Source organism: Rhizobium arsenicireducens, from assembly GCF_964021225.1.
The window spans coordinates 1,829,995-1,853,618 of the sequence record NZ_CAXHYK020000001.1 but is presented as its reverse complement, the minus strand read 5'-3'; the positions used below and the strand labels follow the sequence as shown (position 1 = coordinate 1,853,618).

The following is a 23,624-nucleotide window of genomic DNA, read 5'->3' as shown; positions in this document are numbered from 1 at the left end:
TCTTTTTCACCGTCTCGGCCGGTTGGGCCGAGTTCCCGGCTTCTTGGACGCACCACGTCGCCCAGACTTGTGGAACGAGCGGGTGGCGACCGGCATGGGTCGCCCGTCGCTCAGCATTTCAAAGCGCAACGCGCCGGCGAGCGGCACCGCTTCTGCAAGCCTCACCTGAACTGAATCGCCCAGCCGAAATCCCAAACCCGTTTTTTCACCTGACAAGGCCTGATGCGCTTCGTCATATATATAGTAATCGCGTCCGAGCGTTGAAATGGGTACGAAGCCGTCTGCACCGAATTGTGGCAGCGTGACGAACAGCCCGGCCTTGGTGACCCCGGAGATCTGCCCGTCGAACTCGTCGCCGATCCGTCCGGCCAGATGGTGCGCGATCAGCCGGTTCACGGTGTCGCGCTCGGCGGCCATGGCGCGCCGCTCGAAGGTCGAGATTTCCGCTGCGATGTCGTCGAGCGACGCCTCTTCCTCCGGCGTGATACCACCTTCGCCAAGACCCAGCGAACCGACCAGGGCACGGTGCACGATCAGGTCGGCGTAGCGCCGGATCGGCGAGGTGAAGTGGGCGTATTTCAACAGGTTCAGGCCGAAATGGCCGATGTTCTCCGGGCTGTAGATCGCCTGGCTCTGGCTGCGCAGCACCATTTCGTTGACCATGGTCTGGTGCGGCGTGTCGAGAGCCTTGGCGAGAATGCCGTTGAACGAGTTGGAACGCAGGCCGGCGCCCTTGGCCAGCGTCAGGCCGATCGTCGCGAGGAACTCGCGCAGCGCCTCCTGCTTCGACAGCTTGGGCGCATCGTGCACACGGTAGACCAGCGGCTGGCGCTTCTTTTCCAGCGTTTCGGCGGCGGCAACGTTCGCCTGGATCATCATTTCCTCGATCAGCTTGTGGGCATCGAGCCGCTCGGGAACGTGCACGCGGTCGACCGTGCCGTCGGGCTTGAGAATGATCTTGCGCTCGGGCATGTCGAGTTCGAGCGGCTGGCGCCGGTCGCGGCCGCGCTTCAAGACCTCGTAGGCGTTCCACAGCGGCTTCAGGATCGGCTCCAGCAGCGGGCCGGCCTTGTCGTCGGCTTTGCCGTCGATCGCCGACTGGGCCTGCTGGTAGGAGAGCTTGGCGGCGCTCTTCATCATGACGCGGTGAAAGGTATGGCCGGCCTTGCGGCCTTCCTTCGAGAACGTCATGCGCACGGCAAGCGCCGGCCGGTCGACGCCCTCGCGCAGCGAGCAAAGGTCATTAGAGATGCGCTCGGGCAGCATCGGCACGACGCGGTCAGGGAAGTAGACTGAATTGCCGCGCTTCAACGCCTCGCGGTCCAGCGCCGATTTCGGCCTGATGTACCAGGAGACGTCGGCGATTGCGACGGTGACGATCACGCCGTCCGGATTGTCGGGCGAGGGGTCGCGCTCGGCATAGACGGCGTCGTCATGGTCCTTGGCATCATGCGGGTCGATGGTGATCAGCGGCACATGGCGCCAGTCCTCGCGGTGGGACATGGAAGCGTGTTTCGCCTCGTCCGCTTCCGTGATTACCGATTGCGGGAATACGTGCGGAATGCCGTGGGCATGGATGGCGATCATCGAGATCGCCTTTTCCGAGGCGACCGAACCGATAACGTTCAGCACGCGTGCCTGCGTCAAACCGAGGCGGCCGGTGCGGGCAATCTCGACCTCGACGAGATCGCCGTCCTTGGCGTCTCCAAGGTCGCTGGGCGAAATCTGCATCTCCTCGCCGCGTCGTTCGATCGGCATCAGGCGTGCGCCGCTGTCGGGCGTTTCGCGAACGACGCCGAGCAGTGCGTCGCGATGGCGGTCGATGACCTTGATGATGCGGGCGGTATAGGCTGGACCAGCCCGGTCCTTGGATACGAAGATCTTGGCCAGCACCCGGTCGCCCAAGCCGCCGACGGGGGCCTTGCCTTTGGCACGATCGGCGCTCGACTGACGGATGGCGACGGCCGGTGCGACCCCCAGTTCCTCGTTCCATTCCGCCGGCCGGCCGATCAGTTCGCCTTCCTTGTCGCGGGTGGTGATGTCGAGAACAGTGACCGGGGGAAGCGCGCCGGGTCGCTTCAACGATTTGCGGTCCTTCTGCACCAGACCGTCGCTCTCAAGCGTGCGCAGAACTTCCTTGAGCTCGACCCGGGTATCACCCTTGAGGCCGAAAGCCTTGGCGATCTCGCGCTTGGAGGCGCGGTCGGGGTTGTCGGCGATAAACTCGAGTAGCACCTCTCGCGGCGGGATCTCGCCATGGATGATCGTCGGTTTGTCGCCTGACGCGCCTGCGGCCTCCGCCCGCCGGCTCCTGCGGTTGCCGGAGGCGGGGTCGGGAGAACGGTCGCGCGGGGTCTTGCTCAAATCTAGCTCTTCTTCGTCTTCGGTGCCGCCTTGGCCTTAGGCTTGGCGGCGGTTGTCTTTTTCGGCTTGGCTGCCGTCGCATCCGCAGCCTTGGTCTTGACGGCCTTCGACTTCGCGGCTGCCTTGGCCGGCGCCTTCTTTGCTGCGGTCTTCTTGGTGCCGCTCTTGCCCGCCTTCTCGGCGATCAGGAGCAAGGCTTCCTCTATCGTCACAGACTGAGGGTCCTTGCCCTTGGGCAGCGTAGCATTGACCTTGGCCCAATTAATATAGGGACCGTATTTGCCATCGCGAACAGTAATCGCGCCGCCGTCCGGATGTTCTCCCATTTCCTTGAGTGCCGCCGCTGTGCGGCCGCGCCCACCCGGTCCCTTGCTCTGCTTTTCGGCCAGGACTGTGACGGCACGGTTCAAACCGACCGATAGAACGTCTTCTATGCTTTCGAGATTGGCGTAAGTGCCGTCGTGCAGGATAAACGGTCCGTAGCGGCCGAGACCAGCGGTAATCATCTTGCCGGTCTCGGGGTGGTTTCCGACCTCGCGCGGCAGAGAGAGCAGCGAAAGTGCTTTCTCGAAATCGATGCTTTCCGGGGTCCATCCCTTGGGCAGCGAGGAGCGCTTGGCTTCCTTGCCGTCGCCGCGCTGGACGTAAGGGCCGAAACGGCCGCTGCGCAGCGTGATTTCCTCTTCCGTCACCGGATCCTTGCCGAGCGCTTTCGGCTCGTTGTTGCCGGACGCCTCGGCATCCGCGCCGCCCTCGGAGGAGAGCTGACGTGTGAAGCTGCACTCGGGATAATTGGAGCAGCCGACGAAGGCGCCGTACTTGCCGAGCTTCAGCGAAAGGTTGCCGGTGCCGCAGACCTGGCAGATGCGCGGGTCAGAACCGTCCTCGCGCTTGGGGAAGACCAGCGGTGCCAAGGCCTCGTTCAGCGCGTCCAGCACATTGGTGACGCGCAATTCTTTGGTGTCTTCGATCTGGGCGAAGAAACTCGTCCAGAACTCGCGCAGCACGTCCTTCCAGTTCAGTTCGCCGGCGGAGATCTTGTCCAGCTTTTCCTCGAGGTCGGCGGTGAAATCGTATTCGACATAGCGCGTGAAGAAGTTTTCGAGGAATGCCGTCACCAAGCGACCCTTGGAATGCGGGATCAGCTTGCGCTTGTCCATCGTGACATATTCTCGGTCACTCAGCGTTTTCAACGTCGCGGCATATGTGGAGGGGCGGCCGATGCCCAGTTCTTCCATCTTCTTGATCAAAGTTGCTTCCGAATAGCGCGGCGGCGGTTCGGTGAAGTGCTGGGTGGCGTTGACCTGTCTCTTGGCAAGCGCCTCGCGCGCATTGATCTCGGGCAGGCGGCCTTCGTCATCGCCGTCCTCGCTCGGTTCGCCCTCTTCCTTCTGGTCGGTATAGGCGGCAATGAAGCCGTCGAAGCGGATCACGGAGCCAACGGCGCGCAGGCCCGCCTTGTCGCCATTGTTGTCGGCGAGGATCTCGACCGTGGTGCGCTCGATCTCGGCCGAAGCCATCTGGCTGGCAATGCCGCGCTTCCAGATCAGGTCGTAGAGCCGCAACTGGTCGGCGTCGAGGAAGCGGCGTACCTTGTCGGGCGAACGGTTGAAGTCGGTTGGGCGGATCGCTTCGTGGGCTTCCTGGGCATTCTTCGCCTTGGTGGAGTAGAAGCGTGGTTTTTCAGGCACGTAGCGCGGCCCGAACTGGTCGGCGACTGCGGCGCGCGCCGCATCGATCGCTTCCGGCGCCATCTGCACGCCGTCGGTACGCATATAGGTGATGAGACCGACCGTCTCGCCGCCGATGTCTATGCCTTCGTAGAGTTTCTGCGCGACCTGCATCGTGCGGGAGGCAGAGAAACCGAGCTTGGAGGAGGCCGCCTGCTGCAGTGTCGAGGTGGTGAACGGCGGGCCTGGATTTCGCTTGACGGGCTTGGCTTCGACGCTGTCGACGACATATTGGGCACCTTCGAGCAGCGTCTTTATGCCGCTCGCCTGATCGCCGTTGGTAACCGAATTGCGCTGGATGCGCTTGCCGAGATGCGAAACAAGTCTTGCCTCGAACTCGTCGCCGCGCGGCGTCTTGAGAAGCGCGGAGATATTCCAGTATTCCTCGGCGACAAAGCGTTCGATCTCGTCTTCACGGTCGCAGACAAGCCGCAGTGCTACAGACTGCACGCGGCCGGCCGACCGGGCGCCGGGAAGCTTGCGCCACAGCACTGGCGAAAGGTTGAAGCCGACGAGGTAATCGAGCGCGCGGCGGGCGAGATAGGCGTCCACCAGCGCGCCGTCGATGTCGCGCGGATTGGCCATCGCGTCGAGCACGGCCTTCTTGGTGATGGCGTTGAAGACAACGCGCTTGACCGGCTTGTCGCCGATCACCTTCTTCTTTTTCAGCAGGTCGAGTACGTGCCAGGAAATCGCTTCGCCTTCGCGATCCGGGTCGGTCGCCAGGATGAGGCCGTCGGCGCCCTTCATGGCGTCGGAAATGTCCTTCATTCTCTTGGCCGAGGCGCTGTCGACCTCCCAGTCCATGGCAAAGTCGTCGTCGGGGCGGACGGATCCGTCCTTGGCCGGCAGATCGCGCACGTGCCCAAAGGACGCGAGCACCTTGTATCCGGGACCCAGATACTTGTTGATCGTCTTGGCCTTGGCCGGAGATTCTACGACTACGACATCCATTGCGTTTCTCTGTACTGCCGAAAAGGCTTGCCTCAGGGCCAACATGGCCAGGTCCCGAAAACCGGTTCCCCGACATGGAGGGGGATTCGGCCGCGGTCAAGGGGGCAGTCGGATTTTCTCCCGACTGCAACGCAGTACAACCTTGAAGGGATACGACTAAGATTGCAATTTCCGATAAATGCCACTATCGTTTTCATAACAGGGGTCCGGTGGTGCCAGGCGGCATATGTGGATGGGAAGCATGGTCTCGAAAGCGATGAACGGCGGCGAACAGCGCACGCGGGAAAACATAGCCTATATCCGGCAAATGCTCGGTGAGTTGCGCATGGTTGCGGAAAACGAGGGGGCGGAAATGCTCTGCTACCTGATCGAGATGGCCTATGTCGAGGCGGGCGACCTGCAGATGGGCCGCCGCTCTCTGTCAATCCATCATCGCAATGGAAACAAGCCCACCCGGATGCCGGTGTAAACGCCCGGCGATGTCCAGTTCCAGTAGCACGAGATAGACAGCGGCGGGCGCGAGCCCCGTATGGCGGACGATATCGTCAATCTCGACCGGTGTCGGACCCAGCGCGTCGGTGATGCGGGTCCGGTCGCTGTCGCTCGGCGGCGGCGTCGGCTGGTGTTCCTCGTCGCTGGCCGGTTCCTTGGCCTCGTGGCCGGAAAGAAGATCGATCTGTGACAGCGGCGCCAGCGCCTGCAACACATCGTCCGACCGCGTCGTCACTGTTGCGCCGTCCTTCAGCAGGCCGTTGGTGCCTTCGCAGCGTGGATCGAGTGGCGAGCCGGGTACGGCAAAGACCAGCCGGCCGAAATCGCCGGCGAGCCGTGCGGTGATCAGCGAGCCGGAACGTGCCGCCGCCTCGACGACGACTACGCCAAGGGCGACGCCGGCAATCAACCGGTTGCGGCGGGGAAAGTCGCGGGCCCGGGCCTCCCAGCCGAACGGCATTTCCGAAATCGCCAGCCCCCGACCGTCCCAGATCTCGCGCAGCAGGTCGATGTTTTCCGGCGGGTAGGGCCGGTCGAGCCCGCCGGCCATGGCGGCGATCGTTCCGGTCTCCAGGCTCGCCCGATGCGCGGCGGTGTCGATGCCGCGTGCCAGGCCAGAAATAATCGCATAGCCGGCCCGCCCGATGTCGCGCGCCATCAGGGCTGCGAATTTCGCCCCGCTGATCGAGGCATTGCGCGAACCGACCACACCTACGGCCGGCAGGCTGGCCGCTGAAAGGTCGCCCTTCACAGCAAGAAGCGGTGGCGCGCCGTCGATCTGTCGCAGGGCCGACGGATAGTCCGGTTCACCGATGCCGAGAAAGCGGGCGCCGAACCGGGCCGCCGTTTCCAGCTCCTGTTCTGCTTCCGCCTCGGTGGCGATGCGGATGGCGCGTGTCGAGCCGCCCCGCCGGGACAGTTCCGGCAGCATGGCAAGGGCGGTTTCTGCCGTGCCGAAATGATTGATGAGATCGCGAAAGGTCGCGGGGCCGATATTGTCGCTTCTGATCAGCCGTAGCCAACTGATCCTTTGCCGGTCGTTCAGCGCAATCCCTGTTCGTCTTGCGCCTGGCTCCGGCATGATTTCATCCCTTTTGCCCGATCTTGCTCTCGGTTCTCGCGATCAGTCTTTCTATATTAGCCTTGTGACGCCAGTAGCTGATTGCCGTCATCACGGCAGTAACCATAGCTGTTTCAGGCATGCCCAGTATCCACAACACAACCGGAATGACAAGGGTTGCAACCAGGGCGGACAGCGAGGAATAGCGGGTCAAAAAGGCCACCGCCAGCCAGACGGCGGCAAAGACCAGAACCATCAGGGGCGCGACGCCGAGCAGGGTGCCGATATAGGTCGCCACACCCTTGCCGCCCTTGAAGCCGAGCCAGATCGGAAAGAGATGGCCGATGAAGGCGGCAAAGCCGGCGATCAGACCGGCATTCTGACCGAACACGGCTTGAGCGATGACGGCGGCGATTGTCGCTTTCAGCGCGTCGAGGAGAAGGGTCGCGGCGGCGAGTTTCTTATTGCCGGTGCGCAGCACATTGGTCGCGCCGATATTTCCCGAACCGATCGAGCGCAGGTCGCCATGGCCGGCCATGCGCGTGAGCAGCAGGCCGAACGGGATCGAGCCCATCAGATAGCCGAGGCTGAGGACCGCAAGCACCGCCGGCCAACCGATTACAAGAAAATTGATGCTGGCCACTGAGATCCCCTTGGTGTTCTTACAGCGAATGCACGCAATTGCCGGCGACATAGGTCGCGACCGCGCGGCCCGAGAAGCGGGCGTCCTCGAAGGGTGTGTTCTTCGAGCGCGACAGCAACAGTTCCTTCGCCACGAGCCACGGCTCATCGAGGTCGATCAGCGTGATGTCGGCCTTGGCACCGGGCCGGAGCGAACCAGCGTCGAGGCCGAAGATCTCAGCCGGGCGCGTCGACATGGCGTCGATCAGCCGCATCAGCGACACGTGACCGCTGTGATGCAGGCGAAGGGCCGCCGAAAGCAGCGTTTCGAGACCGATCGCACCGTCGGCCGCGTCGGCAAAGGGCAGGCGCTTGGTATCGACGTCCTGCGGATCATGCGACGAGACGATGATGTCGACGGTGCCGTCGGCGATCGCTTGGACCATTGCCATACGGTCGTCTTCGGCCCGCAGCGGCGGCGTCAGCTTGAAGAAGGTGCGGTACTCACCGATGTCATTCTCGTTGAGCGCCAGATGGTTGATCGAAATGCCGCAGGTGACCTTGGCGCCACGACCGCGCGCCACACGGATCGCTTCCGCCGATTCGGGCACCGAGATCTTGGAGGAGTGGAACTTGGCACCGGTCAGCCCGGCGATCCTGAGATCCCGTTCGAGCGGGATGATCTCGGCCTCCTTCGGCACGCCGGACAGGCCGAGCCAGCTGGCGAACAGACCGGCATTCATCACGCCGTTCCCAAGGTAATCTTCGCGCGGCTCTAAATCGATGACGGCACCGAATTGGCGAGCATAGGTCATCGCCCGGCGTAGAACCTGACTGTCGGCCAGTCCGTTACGGCCATTGGTGAAGGCCACCGCTCCGGCGTGCTGAAGCAGGCCGATCTCGGTCATCTCCTCGCCGGCGAGGTGCTTGGTCAAGGCTGCTGCCGGATAGATATTGACGACGGCCGTGTCGCGCGCGGTCTTCTTGACGAATTCGACCAGCGCGATGTCGTCGATCACCGGATCCGTGTCCGGCATCATGATGAAGGAGGTGACCCCGCCGGCCGCTGCCGCCCGGCTGGCCGAAGCGATGGTCTCGCGGTGTTCGGCGCCCGGCTCCCCGACGAAGACCCGGGCATCGACCAAGCCCGGAACGGCGGTTAGGCCGGCGCAGTCGCGGATTTCGGCGCCGTCCGGCGCACCCTGGTTCTGCGCATCGGCGCCAGCTGCCAATATGCGGCCGTCTTCGCCGACGATGATCGTGCCGACCGTGTCGAGCTGGCGGGAAGGGTCGACGATGCGGGCATTCTTGAGAACGACTGGCCGGTTCATGCGCCCATTCCTTCGCTGCGAAGCCCCTGGTTTTGCGAAACGAGCAGGGCTTCCATCACCGCCATGCGCACCGCCACACCCATTTCCACCTGCTGTTCGATGACGCTCTGCGGACCGTCCGCCACTTCCGAGGCGATCTCCACGCCGCGGTTCATCGGGCCTGGGTGCATGACGAGGGCGTCGTCCTTGGCGGCCTTCAGCTTTTCGGCGTCGAGGCCCCAGTAGTGGAAGTATTCGCGCACCGACGGCACGAAGGCGCCGGACATGCGCTCCCGCTGCAGTCGCAGCATCATCACAACGTCAGCATCCTTCAGGCCCTCTTCCATGTCGTGGAAAACCTCGACGCCCATGTCGGCGATACCGGAGGGCAGAAGGGTTGCCGGCGCGACGACCCTGACGCGCGTGCCCATGGCGTTCAATAGAAGAATGTTGGATCGCGCGACGCGGGAATGCAGCACGTCGCCACAGATCGCCACGATGATCCGCGACAGCTTGCCCTTGGCCCGCCGGATGGTCAGCGCGTCGAGCAGCGCCTGGGTCGGATGCTCATGCTGGCCGTCGCCGGCATTGATCACCGAGCAGGCGACCTTTTGTGCGAGCAGCGCCGCGGCACCTGCTGAAGAATGGCGCACCACCAGCACGTCGGGCCGCATGGCGTTCAGCGTCATCGCCGTGTCGATCAGCGTCTCTCCCTTTTTGACAGACGACGTGCTGACCGACATGTTCATCACGTCGGCGCCGAGGCGCTTTCCGGCCAGCTCGAACGAGGACTGGGTCCGCGTCGAGGCTTCGAAGAACAGGTTGATCTGGGTGAGGCCGCGAAGCGTGGAAGTCTTTTTCTCCCGCTGGCGGCTGATTTTGACGGCTTCGTCAGCCCTGTCGAGCAGATAGGTAATGTCCTGCTCGGTGAGGCCCTTGATGCCGATGAGATGGCGATGGGGAAAGAAGACCATGGACGTCCTCCTGAGATGTCACGCGGTCTATAAAGAAGGCCGGGCCGGGGGGCAAGCATATGCTATGTGGATAGAAGCGCGGTCCCCATGTAAAACGAATCGATTTCCGCTAGAGGATCGGCATGACCCCAATGAACCGGACTGAAGAAAAGCTCGCCGAACTGAACCAGCCCAAGCCCTGGTCCGGTATCAACGCCTATCGCTCCGATCCATTGATCGTGGACCTGACGGCCGGGCTCGCGCGCGCATTGCGTGAGGAATACGACGTCATCGGCAAATACGTTACCTCGCATGAGGCGCAGGAACTGGCGCGCATGGCGAACCAGAGCCCGCCGCAGTTGCGGACCCACGGCGTGCGCGGCGAGCGGCTCGACATGGTGGAATTTCATCCGGCCTGGCATGCACTGATGCGCCGTTCGATGTCGATCGGCCTGCATTCGTCCGTCTGGGAGAACCAGTCCGAATCGCGCGGCCACGATCATCTGGCCCGCGCCGTGCGCTTCTTCTTGACGGCTCAGCTCGAATGCGGCCACCTTTGCCCGCTGACCATGACCAGCGCCTCGGTCGCGGCCCTCGTCTCCTCGCCGCATGTGCAGAAGGAATGGGCGCCGAAGATCCTGTCGCGCAAATATGATTCGTCCAACAAGCCGGCCATGCAGAAGACTGCCGTCACGATCGGCATGGGCATGACGGAAAAGCAGGGCGGCACGGATGTACGCGCCAATACCTCGACCGGCGAGCGGGTGGGCGAGGGGATCTATCGCCTTTCGGGCCACAAGTGGTTCATGTCGGCGCCGATGAGCGACGCTTTCGTCATGCTTGCCCAGACCAAGGATGGCATGGGATGCTTCCTCGTGCCGCGCCTGCTCGAGGACGGCTCGGCCAACGGCCTCGAGTTCCAGCGTCTCAAGGACAAGATCGGCAACCGCTCCAACGCCTCGTCCGAAGTGGAGTTTTCCGAAACCTTCGGCTTCCTGCTTGGCACGCCCGGCGACGGCATTCGCACCATCCTCGACATGGTGACGCTGACCCGGCTCGATTGCGCGCTGGCGTCGGCCGGCATCATGCGCGCCTCGATGGCCGAGGCGGTGCATCATGTCCGCGGCCGCTCGGTGTTCGGCAAGAAGCTGATCGACCAGCCGATCATGACGCGTGTGCTCGCCGACATGGCCCTCGACGTCGCCGCCGCGACCGCTCTTGCCTTCAGGCTTGCCGACAGTTTCGACCGCGCCCGCGAAAATGCCGTCGACGCCGCCTATGCCCGCGTCATGACGCCCGTGGTCAAGTACTGGATCTGCAAGATCGCCCCGGGCCTGATCTACGAGGCAATGGAGTGCATCGGCGGCAGCGGTTATATCGAGGAACGGCCGATCGCCCGGCACTACCGCGAGGCTCCAGTCAATGCGATCTGGGAAGGCTCCGGAAACGTCATGGCGCTCGATCTGCTCCGGGTCTTGAGCCGCGGCAAGGACCTGTTCGAGACGATCTTTGCCGGCCTCGAGCGGGATCTCGGCGCCTCTGGCAAAAAGACGGTGGAAGTGCTGCGCGCCGCAACCGCCCTTGCCGAGCGTGACGAGGGTGCAGCCCGCCTGCTGATCGAGCAAATGGCGCTCGCAGCAGCCGCGGCCGAGCTCTACAAGCTCGGTGCCGGAAAGATCGCAGATGCCTTCCTTGAATCCCGCCTCGCCGGCGGCTGGCGCCATACTTATGGCGTGCTCGACGCCCGCTTCGACGCCCGTTATGTGCTCGATCTGCTCTATCCCGCGGCCACCTGAGCGACGAGATAGAGCGTCAGGGGAATGGTGATTACCGCAGCGACTGTCTGCACCGTCGCTGTTGCCGCATAGAGCGGCGCGTCGCCACCCATTTGCTTGGCGAGCAGGTAGCCGTTCATCGCGGTGGGGACCGCAGCGCTCAGCACCAGCATCGCAAGCGCATCGCCCTCGACGCCCAGCAGCAGGGCGACGCCCCCCATCACGAGCGGAAACACTAGCAGCTTCAAGACCGAGCCGAGGATGACGTTCGGCTGAGGCTTCAATGCGTCCATGATCCTGAGCCCAGCGCCGACCATGATCAGGCCGAGGCCGAGCGAGGACCGGGCGACGAGGTCAACGGCGACCATCAGCGGTTCGTAGATGGGGATGCCCGCGAGATTCACCAGAACACCGCTCGCTGCCCCGAGAATGATCGGGTTCGTGAGGATCTTCAGCGCGAAATCCCGCAGCGACCGGCCATTGCCGGAAAACCAGATCAACACGCCGACATTAATGACATTGAGTGGAATGATGATCGTCGCCATCACCACGGCGACCACGGTGAGGCCGACCGGGCCGGAAAGCTTCTCGGCAATGGCGAGTGCCATGAAGCCATTCCAGCGGGTTGCGGTCTGAAAAATTGAAGTGAAGGCCGGTCCCTCGAGCCCGAGCCGGTTGAGCGGCCGCCAAAGCGCCAGCACCAGGGCCGACATGATCCCGACCGAAAGCAGGGCGGTCACGCTGACGGCGCCTGTGTCCATGGTCGAAAAATCGGCCTTGCCCAACGTCTGGAACAGCAGTGCCGGGAAGAGCACGTAGTAGCCGAACTGCTCGAGCCCGCCCCACAATCTGTCATCGATCAGCGGCCAGCGCTTGAGCAGTGCGCCGAGCAGCACGAGCAGGAAGATCGGCAGGACGCTTTCGAAGATGAGGAGCATCGGTTCGCTTTCGCAGCAGGAAGTCGAGGAGGCGCGCGCTCCGCTTAGCAGTTGAGTGGCGCGTGAGGCAATCGAGCCGGTGCCCGTCATACGGTGGCGATGGGGGCCGCCTCTTGCGTTATCCCCAGCGCCCGTTAACCTTAACAAAGGGTTTACGTTGCGACGGAACGGTTAACGGGCCAGTTTCTCCGCCAATAGGCAGAGGAATCGGGACGATCGCGATGGGAACCGGAATGGCGAAGGTGACGTTGACGGGTGTCATGGCGACGTTCTTCGCCGGCCTGGCGCTCGATATAGCGGTCCCGGCGATGGTGCTGAGCGTGATGGCAGGGTCGAACTGGCTGGTCCAGGCCTGGCCCGAATCGCCGTTAAGTACCGACCGGCCGCCGCAGCATTGGAAGGGGAGACCCGCATGAAGGTATTTCTGATCTTGTGGGCACTGCCGATCCTGCTGCTCGGCAGTTGGTACGGACTCTCCTATTACGACATGAGTTTCGGAATTTTCATGCTGACTCGCCAGGCCCACGATCTCGTCTTTGCGGTCTATGGCAATGCCCTCGGGCTTGCACCGGAAACCATCCCGCCGCTCGTTGCCCGTGCCATCGTCGTCGACAGCCTCATCGTTTTTGCCATCATCGCCTTCCGCCGCCGCAGGAAGATCGCCGCCTGGTGGGAGGCGCGTCAGGCCTCGTCGGAATTGCGGCCCATCGTCGTGCGAAGCGCTGACAACCTGTCCAATGCGCCCTGAAGAATGAAGCTCGCGGCGGCGGAATCGATCCGCTCGCTGCGCTTGGCGCGCGACACGTCCATTTCCAGCAGCGCCCGTTCGGCGGCCACCGTGGACAGCCGCTCATCCCAGTAAACGAAGGGAATGTCGGTCTTCTCCGACATCGAGCGCACAAAGGCCCGTGTCGCCTGGACGCGCGGCCCGGCCGAGCCGTCCATGTTCGTCGGCAGACCGATGATAAAGGCCGCCACGTTCTCCTTGGCCGCGAAAGCCAGGAGCGTTTCTGCATCCTGGGTGAACTTCACCCGCTTGAGGACCGTTCGCGGCGTGGCGAACCGCCGACCGAGATCCGACATCGACAGCCCGATGGTCTTGGTGCCGAGGTCGAGGCCGGCAATCGCCTGTCGGGGCTGCAGCACTTGCGCCAGTTCTTCGATGGTGAGCGTGGTCATGCTGCGGCCCCGGCCAATTAGCGCTTGCGCACGAACTCGGTCCTGAGGACCAGTCCCTTGATCGTGTCGTTGCGGCAGTCGATTTCTTCCGGGTCTTCCGTCAGGCGGATCGACTTGATGACCGTTCCCTGCTTGAGCGTGGTGTTGGTCCCCTTGACCTTGAGGTCCTTGATCAGCGTGACGGAATCGCCGTCAGCCAGGACATTACCTGCCGCATCCTTGGCGACCGGCTTGGCATTGGCAGCAGCTGACACTTCGGAAGCCGGGCGCCATTCCCCTGTTACTTCGTCATATACATAATCGTCGTCGTCGGCCATTTTGGTCTCCTGTCGTAAGCGTTGAAAGTCGGCCGGACGACCGGAGCGGTGAGGGCGGCCTTGCCAACCCGAAGGCTGGTTGCTGCGGCTTATCTTACGCTCGACCGGGGCGCAACACGCCGTGCCCGCCGATTGAGGAGAACACGGTTGCCGCAGGAATAGCATGGCCTATATTCCGGGCAACGCACCTGAGGGAAATTATCATGAAGATCACGTGGCTCGGCCATTCCGCATTCCGTCTCGATACCGCCAAGGCCAGCATCCTCATCGATCCGTTCTTCACCGGCAACCCCGGTTTTGCCGGATTGGACCGCAAGGATGCCACCGCCGGCGTCACCCACATCCTGCTGACCCATGGTCACGGCGACCATGTCGGCGACGCCTTGCAGATCGCCGACGAGACGGGTGCGACGGTCGTCGCCAATTTTGACCTCTGCATGTGGCTGGCCCACAAGGGGCTGAAGAATTTTTCGCCCGGCAACACCGGCGGCACCATCGGTTTCGAAGGCTTCACCGTGACCTTCACCAACGCGCTTCATTCCTCCGCCCAGATCACCGAGGACGGGATTTCCCATGCGCTCGGCAGCGCCAATGGCCTGATGCTGCACATTGAAGGGGACGCCTCCCTGCTGCACATGGGCGACACCGACATCTTCTCCGACATGAAGCTGATCAACGAGCTGCATCAACCGGATATCGGCATCGTGCCGATCGGCGACCGTTTCACCATGGGCGGCGCCGTGGCCGCACTCGCCTGCCGCCGTTTCTTCGATTTCAAGACGGCGCTCCCCTGCCACTACGGCTCGTTTCCAATCATCGACCAGACCCCGGAGAAGTTCGTGCTCGGCATGGAAGGCACCCGTACCCGCGTGGCCACGCCGGCAGCCGGCGATAGCGTGGAAGTCTGACAATTCCCCCGTTGCGCCTGAGCTTTGCGGCCATTATAGCGGAGGAAACCAAAGACCTGGAGAATACCGATGTCCGTTGATCTCAAGACCGTCAAGCGCGTCGCGCACCTGGCCCGAATCGCGCTGAGCGAACAGGAAGCGGAACGGATGATGGGTGAGCTGAACGGTATTCTCGGCTTCGTCGAACAGCTTTCCGAGGTCGATGTCACCGGCGTCGAGCCGATGACCTCGGTGACGCCGATGGCGATGAAGAAGCGCCAGGATGTGGTCACCGACGGCGGCAAGGCCGACGACATCGTCGCCAATGCCCCGGAAACCGACCGTAATTTCTTCCTGGTGCCGAAGGTGGTCGAATAAGGTCAGGCGCTTCGCGCCGTCCCATTCTGCCGATCCCGATTCCCGGGCGCTTGGCCAAAGCGCCGATTTTCTGAAGTGAACCGACATCATGAGCGAACTGACCAGCCTCACCATTGCCGAAGCCCGCGCCAAACTGGTGGCCAAGGAAATCACGGCCGTCGAACTGACGGACGCCTATGTCCAGGCGATCGAGGCCGCCAATGACGTCATCAACGCCTATGTGACGGTCACCGGCGACAAGGCTCGCGAGATGGCCAAGGCCTCGGACGCACGCATCGCAGAAGGCAAGGCAGGCGCGCTGGAAGGCATTCCGCTCGGCATCAAGGACCTGTTCGCCACCCGCGACGTGCACACTCAGGCTTGTTCCGGCATCCTCAACCGTTTCAAGCCGAAATACGAATCGACCGTCACCCAGAATCTGTGGGACGACGGCGCGGTCATGCTCGGCAAGCTCAACATGGACGAGTTCGCCATGGGCTCTTCCAACGAGACCTCGCACTACGGGCCGGTCGTCAACCCGTGGAAGGCCAGCGGTTCCAACCAGCAGCTCGTGCCGGGCGGCTCCTCCGGCGGCTCGGCCGCTGCCGTTGCCGCGCATCTGTGCGCCGGCGCCACCGCCACTGACACCGGCGGCTCGATCCGCCAGCCGGCCGCCTTCACCGGCACCGTCGGCATCAAGCCGACCTATGGCCGCTGCTCGCGCTGGGGCGTCGTCGCCTTTGCCTCCTCGCTCGATCAGGCCGGCCCGATCGCCCGCGACGTGCGCGACGCCGCGATCCTGCTGCGCTCGATGGCCAGCACCGACGCCAAGGACACGACTTCGGTCGACATTCCGGTGCCGAACTACGAAGCCTCGCTGGGCCAGTCGCTGAAGGGCATGCGCATCGGCATCCCGAAGGAATACCGCGTCGACGGCATGCCGGACGACGTCGAAAAGCTCTGGAGCCAAGGCGTTGCCTGGCTGAAGGATGCCGGCGCCGAGATCGTCGACATTTCCCTGCCGCATACCAAATATGCGCTGCCGGCCTATTACATCGTCGCGCCCGCCGAAGCCTCGTCGAACCTCGCCCGTTATGACGGCGTGCGCTACGGCCTGCGCGTCGATGGCAAGGACATTGCCGACATGTACGAGAAGACCCGCGCGAGCGGCTTCGGCACCGAGGTCAAGCGCCGCATCATGATCGGCACCTATGTTCTGTCGGCCGGTTATTACGACGCCTATTACCTGCAGGCACAGAAGGTCCGCACGCTGATCAAGCGCGATTTCGAACTGGCCTTCAACGACGTCGACGCCATCCTGACGCCGGCCACCCCGTCTTCGGCCTTCGCCATCGGCGACGAGGCGCTCGCTGCCGATCCGGTCGCCATGTACCTCAACGACATCTTCACCGTCACGGTCAACATGGCCGGCCTGCCGGGCCTGTCCGTACCTGCCGGCCTCGACGCCAAGGGCTTGCCGCTCGGCCTGCAACTGATCGGCCGCCCGTTCGAGGAGGGCACGCTGTTCAAGACCGCCCACGTCATCGAACAGGCCGCCGGCAAGTTCACGCCTTCGAAGTGGTGGTAGGAATTCATTCGCTTGCATCATGACGCGGCGCCCGAGGGCGCCGCTTCTCGTTTGTACTACCTGTTGTCCGGCTGGGACCTGACCAGCACCAGGCCGCGTTCGGTGATGCGGTAGGGGTGGCCGCCGGAGGACTTGATCGCTCTCTTCTGCTTCAGCTTGCGGAAGGCGATGATGTCGAGGCCGCTGAACACCCAGCCTTCGCGGGTGAAGAGCTGGATCTTCTCGATCTTTCGATTTTCGTCACGGGTGAGTTCGATGCGCCCGCCCTGGGCGAGCAGGTGGAGGATGCGCTGTTCGGCGCGGGAGATGTCCATGGTGTCGATCCGGATAAGCGCTCTGAGGCGAGCGCACAAAAACGATACCGGCGCCGCATAGGCGTCGGGGCTTCGCTTTTTTTCGGGCCCAAGCGCGCGGATCACGACGATCGCGGGCAGGGGCCTTTACCGGGTCTCCGACTGACGGAACATCCACACTCCATAGGTTGCAGTCTGAAAATGGGCGTGCCGCGCGTTCACGTCAAGCGCCGAAGGCTGAAGCATGACGTCCTGTCTCGGCAGCGTGTCGAATCGGCCACGGCGCGGTTCTGCCCGTAGCCGGCGGCCCCTCCGCGGCGGAGGTTTTCGAGCCGATGCGGTAACTAGCTGAAAATAATGGAAAATATGCGCGGCTTCGTGAGAGGCGGTGCCGGGCTGGAAAAACCGTCTGTCCGATGATCTACTGTTGCCGAAAGATGGGGTGCCGATGATCACGATACGCAATGCGCGCCGCGACGAAGCGGATCTCTTGGCCGCCATCGGCTTTCGCGCCTGGGAAAAGGCGATGATCCCCGTCGGCGAGACGAAGACCATGGTCGAGGGCGCCCGGTCCGCCTTCCTCAATTTCACCCGCTCCGGATGGCTGACGATCTCGGTGATCGAGTTGAACGGACAGCCTGCCGGCTGGGCGGCGCGCGAGGAGCTCGACGAGAACATCACCGACTTCTGGATCGATCCGGATTTCCAGGGGCAGGGGCTAGGTGCGGCGCTGCTCGAGGAAATCGAAAAGGAGGTCCTGCACCAGGGCTTCACCAAGGCGAGTCTGCAGACACACGCCAAGAACGAAGAGGGGGTGCGTTTCTTCGAGAAACACGGCTATGCCGTGCATTGGCTGACGATCGCCTACAATCCGAAGCTCGATCGCGACGTCCAGTCGGTCGGCCTGTCGAAACAACTGGCCGCGCCGGTCTCTCCCGCCTACGGGCAGGAATTCTAGCTTCCGGCGATCGCTGCAGCGCCGGCTCGGATGGCTGCAAGGGCTGCCTCCGGGGCGAAAAGTGTCGTGACTGCGAGCAATGTGTGCACGATGCACAGGGCAGGCAGCACCACGTGGAAGGGCGGCTTGCGCGTCTTGTGGCGTAGCAGCCGCTGGCCGACAAATGCGCCGATCCCCCCGCCGAGCACGGCGAGCCACAGCAGGGTGGATTCCCGTACCCGCCAGTCGCCGTTCCGCGCCGCCGCCTTGTCATACGCGTAGGCGCAGAAGACGACGATATTGTAGAGCGCGGCGATCGCCACCAGGATGGGCATGCTTGCAGAGGTCATGCGTACCAGCCTAGCGACTGCCGTTTAACGTTTTGTAAGCCGTCTGAGCCTTCGGCGTGAACCGCACAAGCCTTGCGCCACCGCCGCATTTGTTCTACCTCACGGGCTTGAGAAATCCACGCATGACACGAGCAGCCGATGACCCTTGTTGACACCCGCACGCCCGATCCGAAACGTTTTATCCCCGGCGCCACCGGTGATTGGGAGATCGTCATCGGCATGGAGGTCCACGCCCAGGTAACGAGCAATTCCAAGCTGTTTTCGGGCGCGTCGACGACCTTCGGCAATGCGCCGAACTCCAACGTGTCGCTGGTCGATGCCGCCATGCCCGGCATGCTGCCGGTCATCAACGAGGAATGTGTCGCGCAAGCCGTGCGCACCGGTCTTGGCCTGAAAGCCCAGATCAACAAGCGCTCGATCTTCGACCGCAAGAACTATTTCTATCCCGACCTGCCGCAGGGCTACCAGATCTCGCAGTTCAAGGATCCGATCGTCGGCGAGGGCAAGATCATCATCTCGCTCGGCCCTGACCGTCAGGGCAATTTCGAGGACATCGAGATCGGCATCGAGCGCCTGCATCTGGAACAGGATGCCGGCAAGTCGATGCACGACCAGCATCCGACCATGTCCTATGTCGATTTGAACCGCTCCGGTGTCGCCCTGATGGAAATCGTGTCGAAGCCCGACATGCGCTCGTCCGACGAAGCCAAGGCCTATATGACCAAGCTGCGCTCGATCGTGCGCTACCTCGGTACCTGTGACGGCAACATGGACGAAGGCTCGATGCGCGCCGACGTCAACGTCTCGGTGCGCAAGCCGGGCGGCGAATTCGGCACGCGCTGCGAAATCAAGAACGTCAACTCGATCCGCTTCATCGGCCAGGCGATCGAATACGAAGCCCGTCGCCAGATCGCCATCCTGGAAGACGGCGGCTCGATCGACCAGGAGACTCGCCTCTTCGATCCAGGCAAAGGCGAAACGCGCTCGATGCGCTCCAAGGAAGATGCGCATGACTATCGCTATTTCCCCGACCCGGACCTGCTGCCGCTCGAATTCGACGACGCCTTCATCGAGGCGCTGAAGAAGGACCTGCCGGAACTGCCCGACGACAAGAAGGCGCGTTTCGTCGCCGAACTCGGCCTCTCCGTCTACGACGCCTCCGTGCTCGTCTCTGAAAAGGCGATCGCCGACTATTTCGAAGCTGTCGCTGCCGGCCGCGACGGCAAGACGGCGGCCAACTGGGTCATCAACGACCTGCTGGGCGCCTTGAACAAAGCCGGCAAAGCTATTGAAGAGACTCCGGTATCTCCCGCCCAGCTCGGCGGTATTATCGACCTGATCAAGGCCGAGACCATTTCCGGCAAGATCGCCAAGGACCTGTTCGAGATCGTCTTCAACGAGGGCGGCGATCCGGCCGAGATTGTCGAGAGCCGCGGCATGAAGCAGGTCACCGACACCGGCGCCATCGAAAAGGCCGTCGACGAGATCATCGCCGCCAATCCCGATCAGGTCGCCAAGGTGCTCGCCAAGCCGACGCTCGCCGGCTGGTTCGTCGGCCAGGTGATGAAGGCGACCGGCGGCAAGGCCAACCCGCAGGCCGTCCAGGCGCTGGTCAAGGCCAAGCTCGGCATTGTCGAGGAATAAGGCCTTGTTCTTCGTCCGCACCGCCGGCCCAAAGGACGCGGACGCGCTCCGCACCCTGCTGTCGGAGACCTTCCACGCCACCTATGATTCGCTCTACGGCGAGGCGAAGGTGCGCGAACTGGTCGATGCCTGGCATTCCCTTGCGGCGCTGAAGGCGCGGATTGAAAAGAAGGGCGGCGAGTTCCTCGTGGCGGACGACGGTCGCCAGCTCGGCGGCATGGCCTATGCTGCCATGTCGACGAAGATGGCCAAGACCGCCTTCCTGCATCAGCTCTATGTCCGGCCTTCATGCCAGCGCATGGGCATCGGCCGCGATCTCTTCGCCGAGCTGGAAACCTGTTTTCCCGATGCCGAAATCATGCGGCTCGAGGTCGAGCCGCGCAACACGGCGGCGGTCAAGTTCTATCAGGAACACGGCTTCGTCGAGGTCGACCGCACGACGAGCTGCGGCGGGCCGGACAGCGGCCTGCCTGCGATCATCATGGAAAAGCGGCTCGGCTGAGCGGTGCCCTGCGGGGTTTGCCGGGCCTCAGTTGTCCATCGGCACTTCTTCCGAATTGCCTTCTTCGTCGTAGATCAGAACCGGCGTGCACTCGATCAGGTAGGGGCGCTTGATGTTGTCGCAAGCGATCTTTGCCGCGGCAAGCGCCAGTTCCTTGGTGTCCCAACCACAGTAATACTCGTGCCAGTGCGGCCCTTCCGACGACTGCATCACGACGTCGACGCTGAAGCGCGCCGGGAAACAAAAGGCCTGTTCAAGGCAGTCCTCGTCCGTTCCTCCGCCATCGACGCATTGCCTCCTGGCACAGTCGAAGGCGGCTGCGGCATCCTTGCCGGTGCAGACCCCGCTCGACATCTCCGGTGCCTGGACGAAGGCGATGCCCTGGCGTCCGCCCTCCTGGGCAAGCGCTCCGGTGGCCGGGAACGCGATGGCGAAAATAAGCGTGCAAAACCCTCTCACCGTCATACGGTCCTCCTGCATTCTCCCTAAACCTCCCCATGAGTAACGCGCGGAAGGGAAAATTATGCAAGCACCGACGATCACCATCAGGCCGGCCCGCGAAGAGGATGTTGCGGCGATCGTCGCAATCCTCGCATCCGACGACATCGGCGGTCACGGCGACACTACGGCTGAAGCCGGCCGTGCGGACTATCTGCATGCCTTCCGCACCCTGGAGCAGACGCCGCGCGAAACCCTCTATGTCGCCGAGCGTGACGGCGAGATCGTCGGCACGTTCCAGACGCTCCTGACCACCACCCTGACCGGACGCGGCGCAACCTCGATGATCGTCGAGGCGGTACAGACACGACCGGACATGCGCGGCCGCGGTATCGGCGGCCAGATGATCGGCTTCTGCCTCGAGGAGGCAAGGCGGCTCGGCCTGCGCCAGGTGCAATTGACCTCGAATGCCGCCCGCACCGATGCGCATCGCTTCTACGAACGGCTCGGATTCGCCAAGAGCCATTTCGGCTTCAAGTACAAACTGAAATGAGTGCCGCTGCGCGGCGAATCACTGGACAACCGGCCACCGAGGCGGCATAAGCGGAGAACGATGACAAGCCGGCGGCCGCCAAGGCCCGGAGCCAAGGACGAGACATGAAGCAGCTTCTGTTGGAACTTTTCACCTGGTGGAACGGTCAGACCATGGGCACGCGGTTCTTCACCTGGCGCAAGGGCACGAAGGTCGGCGACGACCAGTTCGGCAACATCTATTACGAGGGCGGCACCACCACCTTCGGTCTGCCGCGCCGCTGGGTTATCTACAAAGGCTATGCCGACGCCTCGACCATTCCGGCCGGCTGGCACGGCTGGATGCATTATCGTACCGACGTTCCGCCGTCCAAGGAGGACTACAAGGCCGCGGAATGGCAGAAGCCGCATCGCGCCAATGCCACCGGCACGCCGAACGCTTATCGTCCCCAGGGTTCGATTGCCGTAGCCGGCGAACGTCCCCGCGTGACGGGCGACTATGACGCCTGGACCCCCGGCAACTGACACCCGTTTTGGCCACAATTCGGTTCTAGGGCCTCTGTGCGGGGCCGCTCTGATCGCGGCGCCCGCATAATCGAAGGCTGGAGAATGGCAGACATGAAGCGTATCGGGCGTGGCTCTACCCTTGCTGTGATGGGCATGGCGGCATTGGCCGCAACTGCCGCCGCAATGGTTGGAGCGGGTCCTGCTCGCGCCGAGCGGATTTCCAATCCCGTCGCAGAATTCGCCGGCATCGACAAGATCACCGGCCGTATCACCTCCTTCGACGTCTATATCGACGAGACGGTCCAGTTCGGCGCCCTCCAGGTCACCCCGAAGGTCTGCTATTCCCGCGATGAGACCGAGGCACAGAAGATCGACGCCTTCATCGAAGTCGACGAGATCACCCTCGACCGCAAGATCCGCCGCATCTTTTCCGGCTGGATGTTCGCCGACAGCCCGGCGCTCAACGCCGTCGAACATGCGATCTACGACGTCTGGCTGACCGGCTGCAAACAATCTTCCGATGTACCAGCGCCACTGGGCGTCAAGGCTGCTCATCCTGCTCCGGTACCGGTCAGTGAGGCCCAGAAGCCCGTCGAGCCACAGCAACCTGTCGAAAGCGCGCAACCCCAATCGACCGGCGAGCCGGGTCAAGACGCCCCTTACGGGACCGCGCCTGTCACCGTGCCCCCGCTGGATGCGCCACAAGAGATACCGGACGATGTGACCGGCGAAGGTTTGCCACCGCTCGACCTTCCTCCAGCGGGCGAAGACGTGCCGCAGGAACAGCCTGTACCGCCGGCAGCGGTGACAACACCGGGAAGTGTGGGACTGTACTGAGTCTTGACCCGAATGGAAGATTGACGGAGGCGACGTCCACCGCCGCCACTTCCTTACCGGCATATTTACGCAATTCGGTTCATCCACCCGGCGCGATGGGACGCGGCGCTTGACTTTGCCTCTGAATGGGAACATTCAGAGAACGAACAGGAGTTGCGACCATGGCCCTTTCTGAAAAATTCATCGTCTTGCCATTCAAGAAGAACCGCGGGAACTTGGTTCCCGGCGAGATGCGCCAAGCCTCCAATGCGATGTCTGCCGAGAAGATCGCAACCGCCATGTCGACGCGCCACATTGGCGTCGCGGCCTATTCGGTGCAGGTGGATGAGGAGAGCGGCGACATGACCAGCCCGCGCCTATTGATCCAGTTCGGCGAGACGGCGGATCTCAACGCGGCCTAGCCGGTCACGACTATCCCCGCAACCTGAGGGTGTAGCTCAGAATGGCAGCGTGTCGCTGTCCATCGCCGCGTCGAGCAGTTTGATATAGTCTTGCTTGGCCACCTCGATCGCGCCGAAGGTCTTGAGGTGCTCGGTTGTGAATTGGGTGTCGAGCAGGGTAAAGCCGCGAATCTTCAGTCTCTCCACCAGATGCACCAGGCAGATCTTCGAGGCATTGGTGCGCCGGGAAAACATGCTCTCGCCGAAGAAGGCCGAGCCGAGCGACACGCCGTAAAGCCCACCGACCAGCGCATCGCCTTCCCAGGCCTCGACCGAATGGGCGTGGCCCAGCTTGTGTAACGCCCCGTAGAGTTCCTTGATGGTGTCGTTGATCCAGGTGCTCGGCCGGTCTGCGGCTTCCTCGGCGCATTTCTCCACGACGGCGTCGAAGGCCGTGTTGAAGCGGATGTCGAAGGGTTTCTTGCGGACCGCCTTGGCGAGGCTCTTGGATATGTGGAAAGCATCGAGCGGCAGGATGCCGCGCATTTCCGGTTCCACCCAGAAGATCTCCGGGTCGTCGGCCGCATCCGACATCGGGAAGAGCCCGATGGAATAGGCGCGCAGCAGGAGTTCCGGGGTTATCCTCTGGTCCCTGCTGCGGCGCCCTGCCATGTCTGTCT

The 23,624-nt window shown here is 63.0% G+C and carries 26 protein-coding genes and 1 pseudogene; 14 read left to right on the top strand and 13 right to left on the bottom strand.

Features of this window, described 5'->3' with window-relative positions; translation table 11 throughout:
- Positions 1–6: 6 nt before the first annotated feature.
- Both rnr and topA read right to left on the bottom strand, forming a co-directional pair.
- Complete coding sequence (gene rnr, locus ACWPVA_RS09190) at positions 7–2,265, bottom strand: ribonuclease R (protein WP_454289557.1); 2,259 nt, start codon at positions 2,263–2,265, stop codon at positions 7–9.
- A 101-nt stretch (positions 2,266–2,366) separates the two neighbouring features.
- A complete protein-coding gene (gene topA / locus ACWPVA_RS09185) occupies positions 2,367–5,048 on the bottom strand; it encodes a type I DNA topoisomerase (protein ID WP_454287391.1) in 2,682 nt (893 codons plus the stop codon).
- Between the two features lie 241 nt (positions 5,049–5,289).
- On the opposite strand from topA, the gene ACWPVA_RS09180 reads away from it, so the two are divergent.
- Positions 5,290–5,517 carry a hypothetical protein gene (locus ACWPVA_RS09180; RefSeq protein ID WP_454287390.1) on the top strand — a complete coding sequence of 76 codons (228 nt, stop codon included), beginning with the start codon at positions 5,290–5,292 and terminating at the stop codon, positions 5,515–5,517.
- On the opposite strand, the gene dprA is transcribed toward ACWPVA_RS09180, so the two are convergent.
- The 4 genes from dprA to ACWPVA_RS09160 are packed head-to-tail and all read right to left on the bottom strand — an operon-like array spanning position 5,470 to position 9,505.
- Positions 5,470–6,621: a DNA-processing protein DprA gene (dprA, locus tag ACWPVA_RS09175; RefSeq protein WP_454287389.1), complete on the bottom strand. Its 1,152-nt coding sequence runs from the start codon at positions 6,619–6,621 to the stop codon at positions 5,470–5,472. The genes ACWPVA_RS09180 and dprA overlap by 48 nt on opposite strands.
- Before the next feature lie 4 nt (positions 6,622–6,625).
- Positions 6,626–7,273 (bottom strand): glycerol-3-phosphate 1-O-acyltransferase PlsY, encoded by a 648-nt coding sequence (gene plsY, locus ACWPVA_RS09170; protein ID WP_454289556.1) that lies wholly within the window; start codon positions 7,271–7,273, stop codon positions 6,626–6,628.
- Positions 7,263–8,552, bottom strand: a complete 1,290-nt coding sequence (locus tag ACWPVA_RS09165; protein WP_454287388.1) for a dihydroorotase — start codon at positions 8,550–8,552, stop codon at positions 7,263–7,265. Before ACWPVA_RS09165 ends, plsY begins: the two co-directional genes overlap by 11 nt.
- Positions 8,549–9,505, bottom strand: a complete 957-nt coding sequence (locus ACWPVA_RS09160; protein ID WP_454287387.1) for an aspartate carbamoyltransferase catalytic subunit — start codon at positions 9,503–9,505, stop codon at positions 8,549–8,551. The genes ACWPVA_RS09165 and ACWPVA_RS09160 overlap by 4 nt, the downstream gene beginning before the upstream one ends.
- 122 nt (positions 9,506–9,627) lie before the next feature.
- Between ACWPVA_RS09160 and ACWPVA_RS09155 the strand changes: the two genes are divergently transcribed.
- Positions 9,628–11,280, top strand: coding sequence for an acyl-CoA dehydrogenase family protein (locus ACWPVA_RS09155; protein ID WP_454287386.1), 1,653 nt, complete (start codon positions 9,628–9,630; stop codon positions 11,278–11,280).
- Here ACWPVA_RS09155 and ACWPVA_RS09150 read toward each other — a convergent pair.
- A complete protein-coding gene (locus ACWPVA_RS09150) occupies positions 11,262–12,197 on the bottom strand; it encodes an AEC family transporter (RefSeq protein ID WP_454287385.1) in 936 nt (311 codons plus the stop codon). The two genes, ACWPVA_RS09155 and ACWPVA_RS09150, sit on opposite strands and share 19 nt — an antisense overlap.
- Before the next feature lie 233 nt (positions 12,198–12,430).
- On the opposite strand from ACWPVA_RS09150, the gene ACWPVA_RS09145 reads away from it, so the two are divergent.
- Positions 12,431–12,613: a hypothetical protein gene (locus ACWPVA_RS09145; protein WP_454287384.1), complete on the top strand. Its 183-nt coding sequence runs from the start codon at positions 12,431–12,433 to the stop codon at positions 12,611–12,613.
- Positions 12,610–12,945, top strand: a complete 336-nt coding sequence (locus tag ACWPVA_RS09140; protein ID WP_454287383.1) for a DUF6105 family protein — start codon at positions 12,610–12,612, stop codon at positions 12,943–12,945. Before ACWPVA_RS09145 ends, ACWPVA_RS09140 begins: the two co-directional genes overlap by 4 nt.
- Here the strand turns inward: ACWPVA_RS09140 and ruvX are convergent.
- Together ruvX and ACWPVA_RS09130 are read right to left on the bottom strand one after the other, a co-directional pair.
- Complete coding sequence (ruvX, locus tag ACWPVA_RS09135) at positions 12,879–13,376, bottom strand: Holliday junction resolvase RuvX (RefSeq protein WP_454287382.1); 498 nt, start codon at positions 13,374–13,376, stop codon at positions 12,879–12,881. The two genes, ACWPVA_RS09140 and ruvX, sit on opposite strands and share 67 nt — an antisense overlap.
- A gap of 17 nt (positions 13,377–13,393) precedes the next feature.
- Positions 13,394–13,693 (bottom strand): alkylphosphonate utilization protein, encoded by a 300-nt coding sequence (locus tag ACWPVA_RS09130; RefSeq protein WP_454287381.1) that lies wholly within the window; start codon positions 13,691–13,693, stop codon positions 13,394–13,396.
- A gap of 203 nt (positions 13,694–13,896) precedes the next feature.
- Between ACWPVA_RS09130 and ACWPVA_RS09125 the strand changes: the two genes are divergently transcribed.
- The 3 genes from ACWPVA_RS09125 to gatA all read left to right on the top strand — a co-directional run bounded on the left by ACWPVA_RS09125 (position 13,897) and on the right by gatA (position 16,525).
- Positions 13,897–14,601: a metal-dependent hydrolase gene (locus ACWPVA_RS09125; protein WP_454287380.1), complete on the top strand. Its 705-nt coding sequence runs from the start codon at positions 13,897–13,899 to the stop codon at positions 14,599–14,601.
- 69 nt (positions 14,602–14,670) lie between these two features.
- Complete coding sequence (gene gatC / locus ACWPVA_RS09120) at positions 14,671–14,958, top strand: Asp-tRNA(Asn)/Glu-tRNA(Gln) amidotransferase subunit GatC (RefSeq protein WP_454287379.1); 288 nt, start codon at positions 14,671–14,673, stop codon at positions 14,956–14,958.
- An 88-nt stretch (positions 14,959–15,046) separates the two neighbouring features.
- The gene (gene gatA / locus ACWPVA_RS09115) at positions 15,047–16,525 is read left to right on the top strand and encodes an Asp-tRNA(Asn)/Glu-tRNA(Gln) amidotransferase subunit GatA (RefSeq protein ID WP_454287378.1); all 1,479 of its coding nucleotides are present in this window, start codon (positions 15,047–15,049) and stop codon (positions 16,523–16,525) included.
- 56 nt (positions 16,526–16,581) lie between these two features.
- Here the strand turns inward: gatA and ACWPVA_RS09110 are convergent, their stop codons facing one another.
- A complete protein-coding gene (locus ACWPVA_RS09110) occupies positions 16,582–16,839 on the bottom strand; it encodes a YjhX family toxin (protein ID WP_454287377.1) in 258 nt (85 codons plus the stop codon).
- Positions 16,840–17,266: 427 nt separating this feature from the next.
- Between ACWPVA_RS09110 and ACWPVA_RS09105 the strand changes: the two genes are divergently transcribed.
- Entirely contained in the window at positions 17,267–17,776 is a 510-nt protein-coding gene (locus ACWPVA_RS09105; RefSeq protein ID WP_454287376.1) for an N-acetyltransferase family protein, read from the top strand.
- Here ACWPVA_RS09105 and ACWPVA_RS09100 read toward each other — a convergent pair.
- Positions 17,773–18,105 carry a DUF1294 domain-containing protein gene (locus ACWPVA_RS09100; RefSeq protein ID WP_454287375.1) on the bottom strand — a complete coding sequence of 111 codons (333 nt, stop codon included), beginning with the start codon at positions 18,103–18,105 and terminating at the stop codon, positions 17,773–17,775. The two genes, ACWPVA_RS09105 and ACWPVA_RS09100, sit on opposite strands and share 4 nt — an antisense overlap.
- 138 nt (positions 18,106–18,243) lie before the next feature.
- Here ACWPVA_RS09100 and gatB point away from each other — a divergent pair, with 138 nt between their 5' ends.
- A complete protein-coding gene (gene gatB / locus ACWPVA_RS09095) occupies positions 18,244–19,749 on the top strand; it encodes an Asp-tRNA(Asn)/Glu-tRNA(Gln) amidotransferase subunit GatB (protein ID WP_454287374.1) in 1,506 nt (501 codons plus the stop codon).
- A gap of 4 nt (positions 19,750–19,753) precedes the next feature.
- Entirely contained in the window at positions 19,754–20,251 is a 498-nt protein-coding gene (locus tag ACWPVA_RS09090) for an N-acetyltransferase family protein (protein ID WP_454287373.1), read from the top strand.
- 27 nt (positions 20,252–20,278) lie between these two features.
- Here ACWPVA_RS09090 and ACWPVA_RS09085 read toward each other — a convergent pair whose 3' ends face one another.
- Positions 20,279–20,716, bottom strand: a complete 438-nt coding sequence (locus tag ACWPVA_RS09085) for a hypothetical protein (RefSeq protein WP_454287372.1) — start codon at positions 20,714–20,716, stop codon at positions 20,279–20,281.
- A gap of 58 nt (positions 20,717–20,774) precedes the next feature.
- Between ACWPVA_RS09085 and ACWPVA_RS09080 the strand changes: the two genes are divergently transcribed.
- The 4 genes and pseudogenes from ACWPVA_RS09080 to ACWPVA_RS09065 all read left to right on the top strand — a co-directional run bounded on the left by ACWPVA_RS09080 (position 20,775) and on the right by ACWPVA_RS09065 (position 22,965).
- Complete coding sequence (locus ACWPVA_RS09080) at positions 20,775–21,242, top strand: N-acetyltransferase family protein (protein ID WP_454287371.1); 468 nt, start codon at positions 20,775–20,777, stop codon at positions 21,240–21,242.
- Positions 21,243–21,346: 104 nt separating this feature from the next.
- The gene (locus ACWPVA_RS09075) at positions 21,347–21,745 is read left to right on the top strand and encodes an NADH:ubiquinone oxidoreductase subunit NDUFA12 (RefSeq protein WP_454287370.1); all 399 of its coding nucleotides are present in this window, start codon (positions 21,347–21,349) and stop codon (positions 21,743–21,745) included.
- Between the two features lie 135 nt (positions 21,746–21,880).
- A pseudogene (locus ACWPVA_RS09070) lies at positions 21,881–22,261 on the top strand (DUF2155 domain-containing protein); the annotation flags it as partial.
- 464 nt (positions 22,262–22,725) lie between these two features.
- Positions 22,726–22,965 carry a hypothetical protein gene (locus ACWPVA_RS09065; protein ID WP_454287369.1) on the top strand — a complete coding sequence of 80 codons (240 nt, stop codon included), beginning with the start codon at positions 22,726–22,728 and terminating at the stop codon, positions 22,963–22,965.
- A gap of 36 nt (positions 22,966–23,001) precedes the next feature.
- On the opposite strand, the gene aat is transcribed toward ACWPVA_RS09065, so the two are convergent.
- The gene (gene aat, locus ACWPVA_RS09060) at positions 23,002–23,616 is read right to left on the bottom strand and encodes a leucyl/phenylalanyl-tRNA--protein transferase (RefSeq protein ID WP_454287368.1); all 615 of its coding nucleotides are present in this window, start codon (positions 23,614–23,616) and stop codon (positions 23,002–23,004) included.
- Positions 23,617–23,624 lie beyond the last annotated feature (8 nt).

Coding starts and splice junctions, on each gene's coding strand:
- topA (WP_454287391.1), bottom strand. CDS start 5,048: ATGGATGTCGTAGTCGTAGAATCTCCGGCCAAGGCCAAGACGATCAAC.
- ACWPVA_RS09180 (WP_454287390.1), top strand. CDS start 5,290: ATGGTCTCGAAAGCGATGAACGGCGGCGAACAGCGCACGCGGGAAAAC.
- dprA (WP_454287389.1), bottom strand. CDS start 6,621: ATGCCGGAGCCAGGCGCAAGACGAACAGGGATTGCGCTGAACGACCGG.
- ACWPVA_RS09165 (WP_454287388.1), bottom strand. CDS start 8,552: ATGAACCGGCCAGTCGTTCTCAAGAATGCCCGCATCGTCGACCCTTCC.
- ACWPVA_RS09160 (WP_454287387.1), bottom strand. CDS start 9,505: ATGGTCTTCTTTCCCCATCGCCATCTCATCGGCATCAAGGGCCTCACC.
- ACWPVA_RS09155 (WP_454287386.1), top strand. CDS start 9,628: ATGACCCCAATGAACCGGACTGAAGAAAAGCTCGCCGAACTGAACCAG.
- ACWPVA_RS09150 (WP_454287385.1), bottom strand. CDS start 12,197: ATGCTCCTCATCTTCGAAAGCGTCCTGCCGATCTTCCTGCTCGTGCTG.
- ACWPVA_RS09145 (WP_454287384.1), top strand. CDS start 12,431: ATGGCGAAGGTGACGTTGACGGGTGTCATGGCGACGTTCTTCGCCGGC.
- ACWPVA_RS09140 (WP_454287383.1), top strand. CDS start 12,610: ATGAAGGTATTTCTGATCTTGTGGGCACTGCCGATCCTGCTGCTCGGC.
- ruvX (WP_454287382.1), bottom strand. CDS start 13,376: ATGACCACGCTCACCATCGAAGAACTGGCGCAAGTGCTGCAGCCCCGA.
- ACWPVA_RS09130 (WP_454287381.1), bottom strand. CDS start 13,693: ATGGCCGACGACGACGATTATGTATATGACGAAGTAACAGGGGAATGG.
- ACWPVA_RS09125 (WP_454287380.1), top strand. CDS start 13,897: ATGAAGATCACGTGGCTCGGCCATTCCGCATTCCGTCTCGATACCGCC.
- gatC (WP_454287379.1), top strand. CDS start 14,671: ATGTCCGTTGATCTCAAGACCGTCAAGCGCGTCGCGCACCTGGCCCGA.
- gatA (WP_454287378.1), top strand. CDS start 15,047: ATGAGCGAACTGACCAGCCTCACCATTGCCGAAGCCCGCGCCAAACTG.
- ACWPVA_RS09110 (WP_454287377.1), bottom strand. CDS start 16,839: ATGGACATCTCCCGCGCCGAACAGCGCATCCTCCACCTGCTCGCCCAG.
- ACWPVA_RS09105 (WP_454287376.1), top strand. CDS start 17,267: ATGATCACGATACGCAATGCGCGCCGCGACGAAGCGGATCTCTTGGCC.
- ACWPVA_RS09100 (WP_454287375.1), bottom strand. CDS start 18,105: ATGACCTCTGCAAGCATGCCCATCCTGGTGGCGATCGCCGCGCTCTAC.
- gatB (WP_454287374.1), top strand. CDS start 18,244: ATGACCCTTGTTGACACCCGCACGCCCGATCCGAAACGTTTTATCCCC.
- ACWPVA_RS09085 (WP_454287372.1), bottom strand. CDS start 20,716: ATGACGGTGAGAGGGTTTTGCACGCTTATTTTCGCCATCGCGTTCCCG.
- ACWPVA_RS09080 (WP_454287371.1), top strand. CDS start 20,775: ATGCAAGCACCGACGATCACCATCAGGCCGGCCCGCGAAGAGGATGTT.
- ACWPVA_RS09075 (WP_454287370.1), top strand. CDS start 21,347: ATGAAGCAGCTTCTGTTGGAACTTTTCACCTGGTGGAACGGTCAGACC.
- ACWPVA_RS09065 (WP_454287369.1), top strand. CDS start 22,726: ATGGCCCTTTCTGAAAAATTCATCGTCTTGCCATTCAAGAAGAACCGC.
- aat (WP_454287368.1), bottom strand. CDS start 23,616: ATGGCAGGGCGCCGCAGCAGGGACCAGAGGATAACCCCGGAACTCCTG.